Genomic DNA, 14947 nt, shown 5'->3' on the forward strand with positions numbered 1-14947 from the left:
CCTGTGGTCACGGATTTGTGGAATGCCTGTGAAAATGCTGAAATAGTAGTCATTGTCGAAGACATGCACATTTTCCGTGCGGCCACTAAATGGCGTCCGCGTCGGTTTCTCCCGTACGAATACGAACGGCCTTCGAAACGTCGAGAATGAAGATTTTTCCGTCGCCGATCCGGCCGGTATTCGCGGCAGTCTGGATAGCTTCTACCGCCTGATCCGCCAGCGAATCGGCGCAAACCACTTCGATTTTCACCTTCGGCAGGAAATTAACGGTGTATTCCGCGCCCCGGTAGATTTCGGTCTGGCCCTTCTGCCGGCCAAACCCTTTCACCTCGGTCACGGTCAAGCCTTCTATCCCGATGCCGGTCAGTGTCTCACGGACCGCGTCGAGTTTGAATGGCTTGATGATCGCCAAGACCAGTTTCATGAACAGGTTCCTCTTTCTGATCGTCGTTGCATCAGCCCCGCATGGGCAATAGAAAGTCGAGTATCCGGGGCCTTCTTTTCAAGATGCGTGCCGAAATCTCGGGATTGTTCTTAGCCATTTGAAATAATTACATAATTATATTTCCTGCCAAATGATTGGGTGATGCGATAACCCTATTTTGCACAAAAAATATGCAAAATAGGAAAAATGCCGTAATTTTATGCGGTTCCCGATTCAGGATGATTATCGGCGAAACTGGACACCGCTGTTCGGGTAGGAGATGGTGCGTCTATGGCGTCCCTGTCGAAACCGGATATGTCTGTAGAAGTTGTTGTCGCCGGCGGCGGAATGGCCGGCATGACGATGGGGCTCGCCCTGGCGAAAGCCGGAGTATCCACCGCCGTGATCGAAATGCAGCCGGCCGATGCCCTGCGCGATGCCGGGTTTGACGGGCGCACATCCGCCATTGCATACGGATCGCAGCAGATTTTCGACGGCGTCGGAATCTGGCGCCACCTTGCCGCGCGCGCCGAACCGATCCACGCGATCCGGATCGCGGACGGTACGCTGAACGAAGGACCGTCATCGCTTTTTCTGCATTATGACCGGCTCGACGTCGATAGCGATGCGCTGGGCTATATCCTGGAAAACCGCGATATCCGGGATGCGCAATTATCCGTGGCGGCGACGACGAAGGCGTTTCATCTGCTGGCGCCGGCCCGGGTGGCCGGGGCGGCGCGGGGCCCGGGCGGAGTCGACGTGGAACTCGATGACGGCCGGCGGATCGCGGCGCGGCTGCTGATCGCCGCGGACGGCAGGAATTCGCCCCTGCGGCTGGCGGCGGGAATTCGCGCGACGCGGATCGATTATCCGCAAACCGCCATCGTCTGCACGGTGGCGCATGCCCGCCCGCATGCCGGCGTCGCGGTCGAACTGTTCCTGCCTGCCGGACCCTTTGCGATGCTGCCCATGACGGGGCAGCGCAGCAATATCGTATGGTCGGAAGGGACCGAACCGGCGCAGCATATCCTGGCGCTGGACGACGATGCCTTTTTTACCGAACTGCATCGCCGGTTCGGCGACTGGCTGGGTGAAATCCGCGTCGAGGGACCGCGGTTCGGCTTCCCGCTGGGGCTGATGCATGCGGAACGCTATACGGACCGGCGGCTGGCGCTGATCGGCGAGGCGGCGCATGTCATTCATCCGATCGCGGGACAGGGGCTGAACCTGGGCCTGCGCGATGTGGCGGCGCTGGCGGAATCGATTGTCGATGCGCGGCGGCTGGGGCTGGATATCGGGTCGGGCGAGGTGCTGGCGCGCTACGAACGCTGGCGGCGTTTCGACAACGTCCTGATGGCGACGTCGATGGACGCATTGAACCGCCTGTTTTCCAACGATATCGGGCCGCTGCGGCTGGCGCGCGACCTCGGCCTCGCGGCGGTGAACCGCATGCCGCCGCTGAAGCGCTTCTTCATGCGCCATGCGATGGGGATTGTCGGCGATCTGCCGCGGCTGGCGCGCGGCGAACCTCTATGAATTCCGGCGCAGCGCTTCCGTATTGACGGCCAGGACAGCGCCCATCCAGATGGCGTGGTCCGTATGGTCGGTGACCGTATCGCCGGTTTCCGGGTGGACCAGGACGGTCAGATGCCGCCGGTTCAGGGCGAGCCAGGGTACGAAACTGTCAAACTGTTCCGGGGCGAAGAGGACCTGATACATCGGCTGTGTATGGGGCCCCACATTCCCGTGGTGCCAGTTGCCGATCCGGAGATTCCTGAAACGGGCGGCGATATCCTCGCGCAGGGCCTGCGCGTCGGCCTCGTTTTCCGGTCCGAAATAGATATGCGCGTGCCATTCCGTAATCGCGTTGCTGTCCATGCGGATTTGTCTCCCGTTGCTCAGGGGTCGCGGGACAATCCCTGGCTTTCCAGTGCCGCCAGATAATCGGCCCAGAGCTGTTCCTTCTTTTCCGCCAGTTCCCGCAGATAGGCCCAGCTGAAAATGCCCGTGTCGTGCAGATCGTCAAAATGGACACGCACCGCGTAATTGCCAACGGGTTCGATCTTCATGATACCGACATGGCGGCGACCGGCGACGAGCCGTTTCTGGTCGGGTCCATGTCCCTGTACCTCGGCGGAGGGGCTTTCGACCCGCATCAGTTCGGCGGGAAGGCGGCAGTTCATGCCGTCGTCGAAATCGATCTCCAGTACTTTCTCGTCGCTCCGGTAGCGGATTTCGGTTGGCCAATGCGCAACGGACGCGCCGGCGGTCGCGTTCATGCCTGCCCCTCGTCGTCCAGTTGCCGGGCTTCGTCGACCAGCATGATCGGGATGCCGTCGCGGATCGGATAGGCCAGCCCGGCCTGTTTGCTGATCAGTTCATCGGCGTCGGCGTCGTATTGCAGCGGTCCCTTGGTCAGGGGACAGACGAGAATTTCCAGCAGCTTCGGATCCACGCCGGATTTGCCTTCGGCCATGATGCGTCTTCCTTTCCTATTGCCTGGCGCCGTCCGAGGGGCCCAATGCCGCCATCTCGGCAATGGCTGTCAGCAGCGCCGAACGGCCCGGCAGGTCGGCGGCTTCCAGCAGCGCCTGTTTTTCCGGCGGGTCGAACGGGCACAGCATCGCGATCGACGTCACCAGATATTCGTCGTCCGCCTTCTCGATCGCGGACCAGTTCGCTTCGATCTTCCGGGCGGTGAAGTAGTTGCGGACCGCGTCCATCAGGCGGACCCGGTCGATGGCGCCCTCCCCGGGCGGGGACAGGTCGGCCTTGAAGGGCGACCAGTCGACGAGGCATTTCCGGTAACCGCGCGTTGTCGGGATTTCCTCGACGATATTGAACCGGGCAACGCCCTTCAGCGACAGCAGGAACCGGCCGTCGTCGGTTTCCTCGAAATGCGTGATGCGCCCGGCGCAGCCTGTCGTGTAGACGACGGGGGTTTCGTGCTGGCCTTCGGCATTGGCTTCCGATGGCTGCACCATGCCGAACATCCGGCCCGCCGCCAGCGAATCGACGATCATGTTCACATAACGCGGCTCGAAGATATTCAGCGGCAGACGACCCCGGGGCAGCAGCAGGACGCCGGTCAGCGGAAATATCGGCAGCGTGGCCGGCAGCGCGTCGAATCCGGGGTCGAAGGCGCTCATGAAAACAGGAGCGTCGATAACCGCCGGCGGCCGTCCGCGACCAGCGGGTCGGCGCCGCCAAGGGCGTCGAAGATTTCGATAAGCTGCCTGCGCGCCGCATCGTCGTTCCAGCCGCGGTTGCGCTGTACGATGGTCAACAGGTGATCGATGGCGTCCTCGGCGCGGCCGGTCGCGAAATAGGCCAGGGCCAGATCGTAGCGCGCCTGGTGATCCTTGTCGTCCGCCGCGAGGCGCTGTTCCAGGGCGGGGATTTCGCCGGCCGATTCGCCGGCTTTTTCCGCCAGATCCAGAATCGCCGTGACGCTCTTGATATCGGGGTCGTCGCGCTTCAGCGGCGGCACCTGCGCCAGCAGTTCCCGCGCCGCATCGGGCTGGTCCTGGCCGATCAGCACGCGCGCCATGCCGGCCACGGCTTTCAGGTTCTCGGGCTCGTGTCGCGCGATTTCGGCGAAAATCGCGCCGGCGGTGTGCAGATCCCCGGCTTCTTCCGCCTGCAGCGCCTGTTCCAGGGCCTCTTCGATGGGGGACGGTCCGACTTCGCCGCCGGCCGCCTTGACGACGCGTTCGATGAAGGCGTTGATCTGGCTTTCCGGCTGGGCGCCGACGAAGCCGTCCACGGGCTGCCCGTTGACGAAGGCAAAGACCGCGGGAATCGACTGGATCCGCATCTGCCCCGCGATTTCGCGGTTCTCGTCGATATTGACCTTCACCAGGGAAACGGCGCCGCGGGTATTGTTCACGGCCTTTTCGATGATTGGGCCAAGCTGCTTGCATGGTTCGCACCACGGCGCCCAGAAATCGACGATGACCGGCGCGGTCCGGCTGGCCTCCACCACATCGGCCATGAAGGTCGCCGCCGTCACGTCCTTGACCGGGGCTGCGGGTGGCGTGATTTCGCCAATGATCGGTTCCATACCTGAATTCTCCACGTGCATTATGAAGTGTTTAGATGACGTTTTTTGCGGCCGGTGACAAGTCCGTCCATGTTGCCGGCGCTCATCCCGACGATGCGGTGAGGGCCCCGAAATCGACGACCGACGGTTCGTGGCCTTCCGCCGCAAGAAACCGCATCAGCCCCGCCGGCGCAACGGCAATGGTCATGTCGTTGCGCAACGGATGGGCATTGACCGGGTTCTGCGCCAGGACATCCTTGTCCAGTATAACGGAAACGGCGCCGTCCCGGTCATTGATTATGCCGAAGGGCGTCACCGAACCCGGCGCCACGCCAAGTTTTTCCATCAGCAGTTCGGGGCTCCCGAAAGACAGGTTGCCCCGGGCCGACAGCAGGCGGCGCAGCGCCTTCAGGTCAACCGGGCGGTCCTCCAGCACGGTGACCAGCCAGGTATTTTTCTTCTTGTCGCGCAGGAACAGGTTCTTCACATGGCCGCCGGGCAGGGCGCCGCGCAGGGCCCGCGCTTCCGGCACGGTGAAGACCGGCGGATGGCGATGCAGCGTATACGCCACGCCCAGCGCCTCCAGCCGCGCGAACAGGCCGGCTTCGGTGACGGGAACGGTATCCGCGACGCGATGTTCCATGCGCCCTGTGATACATATTGGCGCGGCGGGCGGCAAGCCTTGCCGGAATTTTCGCGCCGGCGGGTGAATTGTGCGCCGGGCCCTTTCCGGGCGCTTGCATTGAGCGGATGATTGCGTATTATGCCGCGCCGCTGGTACAGTGGCGGCAGCGACGCGGGCGTAGCTCAGGGGTAGAGCGCAACCTTGCCAAGGTTGAAGTCGTGAGTTCGAATCTCATCGCCCGCTCCAGTTTTCCTTCGGGAATTGCAGCAATACATCGCCGGTTTCCGGGACCTCTGACAACACACGGATATCCGGGACGTGAATCCCTTGTATTCGCTCAACCGACAAGCGGCATCATCCGCCGGGGCGGTCGCGGGATGTAGCGGCTTGCAGTCGTCGAATTCCGGACCCGGTTCCCGCAGTAACCCTACTTGAACTGTACCTTGATGATTTCGTAGTCCTTCTGGCCGCGCGGGGTGACGACCTCGACCGATTCGCCAACGCTCTTGCCGATCAGCGCACGGGCGATGGGGGCGGCGATGGACAGGCGGCCCTTGGTGACGTCGGCTTCGTGTTCGCCGACGATCTGATAGGTCGTTTCCTCGTCGGTATCTTCATCGGCAATCGTGACCGTGGCGCCGAACTGGACCCTTTTCCCGCTCAGCTTGCTGACATCGATGACTTCGGCGCGGCTGATCTTGTCCTCGATCTCCGCGATCCGGCCCTCGATGAAGCTCTGGCGTTCCCGAGCGGCGTGATATTCGGCGTTTTCCGACAGGTCGCCATGCTCGCGCGCGACGGCAATCGCCTTGATCACGGCGGGCCGCTCGACGGATTTTAGCAAGCGCAGTTCTTCCTGCATGTCATCGTAGCCGGAAGTGGTCATCGGGTATTTCTGTATCGTATCCATTCGAATTACCTACTCGAATTCTGCCATGAAACCGTCGCTCCATCGGCCCTGCTGTCTGCAAAGGGGCCGTTGGATATGCTAGCATATCACAGGTCATCAAAGTTGTCGGAAACTTGAAAGCCGGGAAAAATTAATACGCGGCACTAAAATAGGATTGCAGGGGTGCAACTTCAAGGGATCCTGCGCGAATTGCCTGAACGGCGCGGGTCGCCGCGCGCGCGCCCGCGACGGTCGTGTAATAGGGAATATTCCGCATCAGGGCGGTCCGGCGCAGGCTGAAGCTGTCCTCCACCGCCTTGCGACCTTCGGTTGTGTTGAATATCAGGTGGACATCGCCATCGATCATGGCGTCGACGATGTGCGGCGAACCTTCCAGCACCTTGTTGACGGTGCGGACGTCGAGACCGTGCGCCGCGAAATAGCGCGCGGTGCCGGCGGTGGCGACGATCTCGAATCCCATGCCGACAAGTTCCCGGGCCAGGACGGCGAGGGCCGGCTTGTCCTCGTCGCGAACGGAAATGAATACGGTTCCCTCGCGCGGCAGGTCGATGCCGGCGCCGAGCTGCGCCTTGGCGAAGGCGCGGGCGAATTCGCTGTCCAGCCCCATGACCTCGCCGGTCGATTTCATTTCCGGCCCCAGCACGACATCGACGCCGGTAAACCGGGCGAAGGGGAATACCGCTTCCTTGACGGCGACATGCTTGCCTATCGGGTGGCCGTCCAGATTGAAATCGGCCAGTTTTTCGCCCGCCATGACCCGTGCGGCGATCTTGGCGATCGGCACGCCGGTCGCCTTGGCGACGAAGGGCACGGTGCGGCTGGCGCGCGGGTTCACCTCAATGATGTAAACCTCGCCATCCTTGATCGCGTATTGAATATTCATCAGCCCGACGACATTCAGCCCGTGCGCCAGCATTTCGGTCTGGCGGCGGATTTCCGCAATAATTTCCTCCGACAGGGAATACGGCGGCAACGAACAGGCGCTGTCGCCGGAATGGATGCCCGCTTCCTCGATATGTTCCATGATTCCGGCGACATACACATCCGTGCCGTCGCAGATCGCGTCAACGTCGATTTCGATGGCATCGCGCAGGAACCGGTCGATCAGCACCGGATGCGCGCCCGACACCTTGACGGCCGTCGCCATGTAGCGCTGCAAACCGTGAATATCGTGCACCAGTTCCATGGCACGCCCGCCCAGCACATAGGAGGGGCGTATCAGCACCGGGTAGCCGACTTCCTCGGCAATGCGTTCCGCCTGCGCCAGCGAGGTTGCGGTCCCGTTCGGCGGCTGGCGCAGTTTCAGTTTCTGGAGCAGCTTCTGGAATCGTTCCCGATCCTCGGCAAGGTCGATGGAATCCGGCGCGGTGCCGAGGATCGGCACCCCGGCTTCCGCCAGCGCCGCCGCCAGCTTCAGCGGCGTCTGCCCGCCGAACTGGACGATGACGCCGTGAAAGGCGCCCTTCTGCTGTTCGGTGCGGATCACCGCCAGCACATCCTCCGCGGTCAGCGGTTCGAAATACAGCCGGTCGGCGGTATCGTAATCGGTGGAGACGGTTTCGGGGTTGCAGTTCACCATGATGGTCTCATAGCCCGCTTCCGACAGCGCGAAGACCGCATGGACACAGCAATAGTCGAATTCGATTCCCTGGCCGATCCGGTTGGGGCCGCCGCCCAGCACCAGCACCTTGGCGCGGTCGGTGGGTTCCGCTTCGCATTCCGGCGGGCCGCTGCCGTCGCCTTCATAGCTCGAGTACATATAGGGCGTCAGCGCGGGAAATTCGGCGGCGCAGGTGTCGATCCGCTTGTAGGCCGGGAACACGGATAGGGCGCTGCGCCGCGCGGTGACCTCGGCCTCGCTCAGCCCGGTCAGTTCCGCCAGGCGCGCATCGGCGAATCCCTGGGATTTTAGCCGCAGCATGCCGAGGTAATTGTCGGGCAGCCCGTCGCGGCGGACGGATTCTTCCGTTTCCACAAGCCCCTGTATCTGGCGCAGGAACCATTTGTCGATCTTGCAGGCGCTGTAGATCTGGTCGACCGTCAGCCCGTGCCGGAACGCCTGCGCGACAATCAGCAGCCGGTCGGGCACCGGTTTCGACAGGGCCGCGCGAACCGCATCCGGGTCGCCGTCATGGGCGCCCTCGATTTCCACCTCGTTCAGCCCGTTCAGCCCGGTTTCCATGGAACGCAGGGCCTTCTGCAGGCTCTCCGGGAAGGTGCGGCCGATCGACATGGCCTCGCCGACCGATTTCATCGACGTCGACAGCAGCGGTTCCGCGCCGGGAAATTTCTCGAAGGTGAAGCGGGGAATCTTGGTGACGACATAGTCGATGGTCGGCTCGAAACTCGCCGGGGTGACCCTGGTGATGTCGTTGTCGATTTCATCCAGCGTGTACCCGACCGCCAGTTTCGCGGCGACCTTGGCGATGGGAAAGCCGGTCGCCTTCGACGCCAGCGCTGAGGAGCGCGACACGCGCGGGTTCATTTCGATTACCAGCAACCGCCCGGTTTCGGGACTGACCGCGAACTGCACGTTCGAGCCGCCGGTATCGACCCCGATCTCGCGCAGGCACGCGATCGAGGCGTTGCGCATGATCTGGTATTCCTTGTCGGTCAGGGTCAGCGCCGGCGCGACCGTGATCGAATCGCCGGTATGGATGCCCATGGGATCGATGTTTTCGATGGAGCATACGATGATACAGTTGTCCGCCCTGTCGCGGACGACCTCCATCTCGTATTCCTTCCAGCCCAGCACCGATTCCTCGACCAGCACTTCTTTGGTCGGCGAGGCGCGCAGCCCGCCTTCGATCAGCTCGGCGAATTCCTGCTTGTTATAGGCGATCCCGCCGCCGGTGCCGCCCATCGTGAAGGACGGCCGGATGATCGTCGGCAGGCCGACATATTCCAGCGCCTCCAGGGCGCCCGGCATGTCGTGCACGACCGTCGACCGCGGGCATTCGAGCCCGATTTTTTCCATCGCCACACGGAATTTCTGCCGGTCCTCCGCCTTGTCGATCGATTCGCCGTTGGCGCCGATCAGTTCCACGCCCAGCCGTTCCAGCGTGCCGTCGGCGAGCAGCGCCATCGCCGTATTCAACCCGGTCTGCCCGCCCATGGTCGGCAGCAGCGCGTCGGGCCGTTCGCGTTCGATGATGCGGCGCACCATGTCCGGCGTGATCGGCTCCACATAGGTCGCGTCCGCCAGCCCCGGGTCGGTCATGATCGTCGCCGGGTTCGAATTGGCCAGGATGACCCGGTAGCCTTCGTCCTTCAGCGCGCGGCAGGCCTGGGTGCCGGAATAATCGAATTCGCAGGCCTGCCCGATGACAATCGGCCCGGCGCCGATGATGAGGATGGATTTGATGTCGGTGCGTTTCGGCATGGCTCAGCGGTTCTCGTCCATCATCGTCACGAAGCGGTCAAACAGGTAGTGGCTGTCCTGCGGCCCCGGCGATGCTTCGGGGTGATGCTGGACGCTGAAGATCGGGCGGTCTTTCACCCGGATGCCTTCCACCGTGCCGTCGAACAGGGATTTATGGGTGATTTCGACACTGGCCGGCAGCGAGACCGGATCGACGACGAAGCCGTGGTTCTGGCTGGTGATTTCCACCTTGCCGGTCTGCAGGTCCTGGACCGGATGGTTGGCGCCGCGATGGCCGTGATGCATCTTCTCGGTCCGCGCGCCCAGCGCCAGCGCCAGTAACTGATGACCAAGGCAGATACCGAAGACCGGCGTGCCGGAATCGATCACGCCCCTAATGGCCGGCACGGCGTATTCCCCGGTCGCCGCCGGGTCGCCCGGTCCGTTCGACAGGAACACGCCGTCCGGCTTGTGCCGCAGGATTTCCTCATGCGTTGCCGATGCCGGCACGACGGTCACGTCGCAGCCCAGGCTGGCAAGGCAGCGCAGGATATTGCGCTTGGCGCCATAATCGACCGCGACGACCCTGTAGCGCGGGTTTTCCAGCCGTCCGTAACCCTGGCCCAGCGCCCAGCGCGTTTCGTTCCAGGAATAGGTCTGGGTGCAACTGACCGTTTTGGCCAGGTCCATGCCCTCCAGCCCAGGCCAGCGGGACGCCTCGGTCCGGGCGGCGGCGATATCGAATTTTCCCGAGGGGGCGTGCACGACGATGCCCTGCTGCGCGCCCAGGTCGCGGATTCGCCGGGTCAGCCGCCTTGTATCCACCCCGGTGATCCCCACCAGGCCATGGTTGCGCATCCAGGCGTCGAAATTCTGGGTCGCGCGAAAACTGGACGGCTCGGTAATCGCGGCCCGCAACACGCAGCCCCGCACCGCAGGGGTGATGGTCTCGATATCGTCCGGATTGGCGCCGATATTGCCGATATGCGGGAATGTAAAGGCGATGATCTGCCCCGCATAGGACGGGTCGGTCATCGTTTCCTGATATCCGGTTATCGAGGTGTTGAAGCAGATTTCACCGCCGGCCTGACCCTCGGCGCCGATGCCGTAACCCCAGAAGATGCCGCCATCGGCCAGAATCAACGCTGCCGTGCTGCCTTCCGGCGGCGTGGCGGACGTCGGTATCTGTGTCGGCATAGGGGTAACCGCGCTCGTGTGAGGGTTGACGGGACGTATAACGCTGATTCGCCACGAAGCTTTGCCCGGACAGGCAATTTCGCGCCGGTTGCGGATGTTCAGTTGGTCGGTGTTCTAAGCAAATCGCGGCCTGTGGTCAAGGTATTTCCATTAAATTGTTTGTTTAAAATCAATAACTTGCAAATTTCTGCCAAGTTGCCAACTGGATTGTGATCGTTTACCGTCCCACTTCACGTCCCAGAACGTGGTCAATAACGAGGGGTGTTGAACGGTGCGCGAAGCGCTGAACGACGCATTGAAGGAAGCGATGAAGGCGCAGGACAAATGCGCCATCTCCACGATTCGGCTGATACGGGCCGCGTTGAAGGAGAAGGACATCGCGGTCCGCGGCAACGACGCCGCCGAGGCGGGCGACGCTGAAATCATGGCGATGCTCCAGACAATGGTGAAGCAGCGCCATGACAGCATCGCCATGTATGAAAAAGGCAATCGCCCCGAACTGGCCCAGCAGGAGCGCGACGAAATCGCGATCATCGAACGGTTTCTGCCGCGCCAGTTGGACGACGCCGAAATCGAGGCGGCGGTTGACGGCGTTATCGCCGAAACCGGCGCTGACGGTCTGAAATGGATGGGCAAGGTGATGGCGGCGTTGCGCGAACGCCATGCCGGGCAGATGGATTTTGGCAAGGCCGGCGCTATCGCCAAGAAACGCCTGGGCTGACCGGCGACTTTACGTTGCCCGCTGGCGGTTCGGGCCTGCTATGATCTTGAAATGAACGCTGACGAGGCAGGTCCGGGATTATGGCGTTTCCTAATCGACTGCTGGAGGATATCCGCGCCCGTACGGGGCTGGTGGATGTGGTGTCCAAACGGGTCAGGCTGACCCGCAAGGGCCGGGAACACATAGGCCTGTGCCCGTTCCACAACGAAAAATCGCCCTCCTTCACGGTCAACGAGGAAAAGGGCTTCTATCACTGTTTTGGCTGCGGTGCGCATGGCGACGTGATTTCCTTCGTGATGAACACCAGCGGCCTTTCCTTTCCCGAAGCGGTGGAACAGCTGGCGAATGATGCGGGGCTGGAAATTCCGGTGGAAACGCCGGAAGCGCGCGAACAGGCGCAGCGTCAGGCGGGACTGCACGAGGTCATGGAAACCGCCTGCGCATGGTACGAGGCGCAGCTTCGCGCGCCGGCGGGCCGGGGGGCGCTGGATTACCTGCGGGAGCGCGGGCTGCGCGAGGAAACGCTCCGCCGCTTCCGGCTGGGATTCGCGCCCGATGGCGGCGGCGGGATACAGGCCGCGCTGAAGGCCGCCGGCGCGTCGGAGATGGCGATGCTCGAGGCGGGGCTGCTGCGGCGTCCGGATGATGGCCGCGCGCCCTATCCCTTCTTTCGCGACCGGGTAATGTTTCCGATTACAGACCGGCAGAACCGGGTCATCGCCTTCGGCGGCAGGATGATGGGCGACGCCAGGGCCGCGAAATACATCAACTCCCCGGATACCGCGCTGTTTGACAAGGGGCGCACGCTCTATAACTACGCCAATGCGCGCAAGGCCAGTTTCGAATCCGGGCAGATCGTCGTGACGGAGGGCTATATGGACGTCATTGCCCTGTCGCAGGCCGGCATCGAATCGGCAGTTGCCCCGTTGGGGACAGCGCTGACCGAGGACCAGATCAGGGCGCTGTGGCAGCTTGCCCCGGAGCCGGTGCTGTGCTTCGACGGCGATACCGCCGGCCAGCGCGCGGCAGGGCGGGGCGCGGAACGGGCGCTGCAGTTGTTGCAGCCGGGCAAATCGCTGCGTTTCGCGATGCTTCCCGCCGGCGACGACCCGGACAGCCTTGTGGCGCGGCAGGGCGTCGGCGCCATGCGCCAGGTGCTTGAGGCGGCGCGCCCCCTTTCCGATGTTGTCTGGGATATCGAAGCGGGCGCCGTCGCGCCGGATACTCCGGAACGGCGCGCGGACCTTCAGGCGCGGCTGATGAAACGGGCCGATGCGATCGCCGATGCGACGGTGCAGGAATATTACAGGGCCATGTTCCGCGACCGGTTGTGGGCGGTCTTCCGGCAAAGACGCAGCGGCCAGGGCGTGCGGGGCGCGCCGGCGGCGCATCGTGGCAGCGGCGCCGGACTGCGGCGCAACCTGGGGGGAATGAACCGGCGCGCGCAGCAGGCGGTTCTTGCGGCAATGATCAATCACCCCGCATTGCGGGACGAATTCGCCGAGGCGCTCGGCGCCCTGACTTTTGACCCTGATCTTGACAAAGTCCTCCAGCGGCTTCAAAACCTGTTTGCTGAGCGTATAGACCTTGATTTCGCCGCAATAAAAGCCCATTTCCACCAAAGTGGCGAGGAGCGCCTGCTTGAAGGTGTTCTGGAACGGCAGGTATATGTTTTGGCGCCTTTTGCCGCGCCCGGCGCAACGGTAGAGGGCGCGCGGGAGGGGCTGGGACATTTGATCGGCCGACGGGTGCAGGAACGTCTTAAAAGCGAAGTCGCGGCGCTGGGCCGGACTGCTGCGGAATCCGCATCGGTGGAAGATGAGGCGAGGGTATTTGCGGCGAGGCGCGACGCGATTGAAAGCGATCGACTGCTTGCCGATATAGATGAATAGGCCGACAACGGCGCACCAGACCTGCCAGTTCCTGGCTATGGCAGGCCGCATAAGGTGGAGATAGTACTGGATGGCAACGAAAGCGACGACATCGCAGGTTCAGGCACCGGAGATCGTGGAAGAAACCACTGACGGACCGCTGATGGACGGACTGGGCCAGGAAGTGAAGAAGCTTCTGGCGAAGGCCAAGGAACGCGGCTACATCTCGATTGATGAACTGAACGCGATTCTGCCGCAGGATCAGGTGTCTTCCGAGCAGATCGAAGACACAATGACCATGCTCTCCGAAATGGGCATCAATGTCGTCGATGGCGAAGAGACCGAAGAGTCCGGCGACAAGGCGTCGGATTCACTGGAAGAATCCGGCCGCATAGCCGGCAATCTTCAGGACGATGAAATCGGCCGGACCGATGATCCCGTCCGCATGTATCTGCGCGAAATGGGCAGTGTGGAACTGCTGTCTCGCGAAGGCGAAATCGCCATCGCCAAACGGATTGAGGCCGGCCGCGAGAAAATGATCGGCGCGCTGTGCGAAAGCCCGCTGACCATGCAGGCGATCACCCATTGGCACGATGCGCTGATGGAAGGGAAAATGCTGCTGCGCGATGTCATCGACCTGGACGCGACCTATGGCGGCGGTCCTGACAGCGACGGCATCGTCTCCCCCGTCAATGGCGCGGTCCTGCCGGCCGCCGCGGATAGCGACGACGACGAAGATGACGACGACAGCGACGATGACGATGACGATGACGACGAGGAAGAAGCGTCGCTCTCGCTGGCGGCGATGGAGCAGGCGCTGAAGCCGGAAGTCCTCGAGCGGTTCGAAAGGATATCCACGGCCTACCTGAAACTGCACCGGGCGCAGGACAAGCGGCTGGCCGCGCTGCAAAAGGGCGAGGCGGTTTCGAAATCGACCGAGCGGACCTATGAGCGGCACCGCAAGGACCTGCTGGAGTCGATGGAACAGGTTCGCCTGAACAACGCCAAGATCGAGCAGTTGATGCATCAGCTTTACGGATACAGCAAGAAGCTGACCGGGCTCGAAGGGCGGCTGATGCGCCTGTCGATGAATTGCGGCGTGAAGCGGGAGGATTTCCTGCAGCGCTATTACGGCCATGAAATGGATCCGCACTGGCTGAACGCGGTCTCGCGGGTCAAGGCCAAGGGCTGGAAGGAGTTCGCGACCAGGCATCGCGACGAAATCAAGGAACTGCGCGCCGCCATCGTCGAAATCGCGACCGAGGCCAATATGCCGATGGGCGAATTCCGCCGCATCGTGCAGACCGTGCAGCAGGGCGAACGCGAAGCCGCCCGCGCCAAGAAGGAAATGGTCGAAGCCAACCTGCGGCTGGTGATTTCGATTGCCAAGAAATACACCAATCGCGGGCTGCAGTTTCTCGACCTGATCCAGGAAGGCAATATCGGGTTGATGAAGGCGGTCGACAAGTTCGAATACCGCCGCGGCTACAAGTTCTCGACCTATGCGACATGGTGGATCCGCCAGGCGATCACCCGGTCGATCGCCGATCAGGCGCGCACCATCCGTATCCCGGTGCATATGATCGAAACGATCAACAAGCTGGTCCGCACCTCGCGCCAGATGCTGCACGAAATCGGTCGCGAGCCGGTTCCCGAGGAACTGGCGATCAAGCTGCACATGCCGCTGGAAAAAGTCCGCAAGGTCCTGAAGATTGCCAAGGAGCCGATCAGTCTCGAAACGCCGATCGGCGACGAGGAGGACAGCCATCTCGGCGATTTCATCGAGGACAAGAACG

General features: G+C 62.5%; 14 protein-coding genes and 1 tRNA gene. 5 read left to right on the plus strand and 10 right to left on the minus strand.

The window, feature by feature from the left end; genetic code table 11:
* Positions 1 to 85: 85 nt before the first annotated feature.
* The gene (locus tag WD767_06600) at positions 86 to 424 is read right to left on the minus strand and encodes a P-II family nitrogen regulator (protein ID MEX2615747.1); all 339 of its coding nucleotides are present in this window, start codon (positions 422 to 424) and stop codon (positions 86 to 88) included.
* A gap of 315 nt (positions 425 to 739) precedes the next feature.
* Here WD767_06600 and WD767_06605 point away from each other — a divergent pair, with 315 nt between their 5' ends.
* Positions 740 to 1960, plus strand: coding sequence for a UbiH/UbiF/VisC/COQ6 family ubiquinone biosynthesis hydroxylase (locus WD767_06605; GenBank protein MEX2615748.1), 1221 nt, complete (start codon positions 740 to 742; stop codon positions 1958 to 1960).
* Here the strand turns inward: WD767_06605 and WD767_06610 are convergent.
* From WD767_06610 to WD767_06635, 6 genes are all read right to left on the minus strand, one after another.
* On the minus strand, positions 1955 to 2302 hold the full coding sequence (locus WD767_06610; GenBank protein ID MEX2615749.1) for a DOPA 4,5-dioxygenase family protein: 348 nt from the start codon (positions 2300 to 2302) through the stop codon (positions 1955 to 1957). The genes WD767_06605 and WD767_06610 overlap by 6 nt on opposite strands.
* Positions 2303 to 2322: 20 nt before the next feature.
* The gene (locus tag WD767_06615; GenBank protein MEX2615750.1) at positions 2323 to 2703 is read right to left on the minus strand and encodes a DUF971 domain-containing protein; all 381 of its coding nucleotides are present in this window, start codon (positions 2701 to 2703) and stop codon (positions 2323 to 2325) included.
* Positions 2700 to 2900 (minus strand): Trm112 family protein, encoded by a 201-nt coding sequence (locus WD767_06620; GenBank protein ID MEX2615751.1) that lies wholly within the window; start codon positions 2898 to 2900, stop codon positions 2700 to 2702. Before WD767_06620 ends, WD767_06615 begins: the two co-directional genes overlap by 4 nt.
* 16 nt (positions 2901 to 2916) lie before the next feature.
* Positions 2917 to 3573: an LON peptidase substrate-binding domain-containing protein gene (locus WD767_06625; protein ID MEX2615752.1), complete on the minus strand. Its 657-nt coding sequence runs from the start codon at positions 3571 to 3573 to the stop codon at positions 2917 to 2919.
* Positions 3570 to 4487 carry a thioredoxin gene (gene trxA / locus WD767_06630; protein MEX2615753.1) on the minus strand — a complete coding sequence of 306 codons (918 nt, stop codon included), beginning with the start codon at positions 4485 to 4487 and terminating at the stop codon, positions 3570 to 3572. The genes WD767_06625 and trxA overlap by 4 nt, the downstream gene beginning before the upstream one ends.
* 82 nt (positions 4488 to 4569) lie before the next feature.
* Positions 4570 to 5109, minus strand: coding sequence for a prolyl-tRNA synthetase associated domain-containing protein (locus tag WD767_06635; protein MEX2615754.1), 540 nt, complete (start codon positions 5107 to 5109; stop codon positions 4570 to 4572).
* 153 nt (positions 5110 to 5262) lie between these two features.
* Here WD767_06635 and WD767_06640 point away from each other — a divergent pair.
* Positions 5263 to 5337: transfer RNA gene (locus tag WD767_06640), tRNA-Gly, on the plus strand.
* A 181-nt stretch (positions 5338 to 5518) separates the two neighbouring features.
* Here the strand turns inward: WD767_06640 and greA are convergent.
* From greA to carA, 3 genes are all read right to left on the minus strand, one after another.
* Entirely contained in the window at positions 5519 to 5992 is a 474-nt protein-coding gene (gene greA / locus WD767_06645) for a transcription elongation factor GreA (protein MEX2615755.1), read from the minus strand.
* Between the two features lie 139 nt (positions 5993 to 6131).
* Entirely contained in the window at positions 6132 to 9383 is a 3252-nt protein-coding gene (gene carB / locus WD767_06650) for a carbamoyl-phosphate synthase large subunit (GenBank protein ID MEX2615756.1), read from the minus strand.
* Between the two features lie 3 nt (positions 9384 to 9386).
* A complete protein-coding gene (gene carA / locus WD767_06655) occupies positions 9387 to 10559 on the minus strand; it encodes a glutamine-hydrolyzing carbamoyl-phosphate synthase small subunit (GenBank protein ID MEX2615757.1) in 1173 nt (390 codons plus the stop codon).
* Positions 10560 to 10830: 271 nt separating this feature from the next.
* Here carA and WD767_06660 point away from each other — a divergent pair, with 271 nt between their 5' ends.
* The 3 genes from WD767_06660 to rpoD all read left to right on the plus strand — a co-directional run.
* Positions 10831 to 11280 carry a GatB/YqeY domain-containing protein gene (locus tag WD767_06660; GenBank protein MEX2615758.1) on the plus strand — a complete coding sequence of 150 codons (450 nt, stop codon included), beginning with the start codon at positions 10831 to 10833 and terminating at the stop codon, positions 11278 to 11280.
* A gap of 80 nt (positions 11281 to 11360) precedes the next feature.
* The gene (gene dnaG, locus WD767_06665; GenBank protein MEX2615759.1) at positions 11361 to 13172 is read left to right on the plus strand and encodes a DNA primase; all 1812 of its coding nucleotides are present in this window, start codon (positions 11361 to 11363) and stop codon (positions 13170 to 13172) included.
* 70 nt (positions 13173 to 13242) lie between these two features.
* Positions 13243 to 14947 (plus strand): RNA polymerase sigma factor RpoD (gene rpoD, locus WD767_06670; GenBank protein ID MEX2615760.1); only part of this gene is annotated, 1705 nt, incomplete at its 3' end.

This window comes from Alphaproteobacteria bacterium (genome assembly GCA_040905865.1).
Taxonomy (GTDB): Bacteria; Pseudomonadota; Alphaproteobacteria; order UBA8366.

Bases quoted from the DNA above. Each gene is read 5' to 3' on its own strand.
- WD767_06635 (MEX2615754.1), bottom strand. From the start codon at position 5,109: ATGGAACATCGCGTCGCGGATACCGTTCCCGTCACCGAAGCCGGCCTG.
- WD767_06615 (MEX2615750.1), bottom strand. From the start codon at position 2,703: ATGAACGCGACCGCCGGCGCGTCCGTTGCGCATTGGCCAACCGAAATC.
- trxA (MEX2615753.1), bottom strand. From the start codon at position 4,487: ATGGAACCGATCATTGGCGAAATCACGCCACCCGCAGCCCCGGTCAAG.
- carB (MEX2615756.1), bottom strand. From the start codon at position 9,383: ATGCCGAAACGCACCGACATCAAATCCATCCTCATCATCGGCGCCGGG.
- carA (MEX2615757.1), bottom strand. From the start codon at position 10,559: ATGCCGACACAGATACCGACGTCCGCCACGCCGCCGGAAGGCAGCACG.
- WD767_06605 (MEX2615748.1), top strand. From the start codon at position 740: ATGTCTGTAGAAGTTGTTGTCGCCGGCGGCGGAATGGCCGGCATGACG.
- WD767_06610 (MEX2615749.1), bottom strand. From the start codon at position 2,302: ATGGACAGCAACGCGATTACGGAATGGCACGCGCATATCTATTTCGGA.
- dnaG (MEX2615759.1), top strand. From the start codon at position 11,361: ATGGCGTTTCCTAATCGACTGCTGGAGGATATCCGCGCCCGTACGGGG.
- WD767_06600 (MEX2615747.1), bottom strand. From the start codon at position 424: ATGAAACTGGTCTTGGCGATCATCAAGCCATTCAAACTCGACGCGGTC.
- WD767_06625 (MEX2615752.1), bottom strand. From the start codon at position 3,573: ATGAGCGCCTTCGACCCCGGATTCGACGCGCTGCCGGCCACGCTGCCG.
- WD767_06620 (MEX2615751.1), bottom strand. From the start codon at position 2,900: ATGGCCGAAGGCAAATCCGGCGTGGATCCGAAGCTGCTGGAAATTCTC.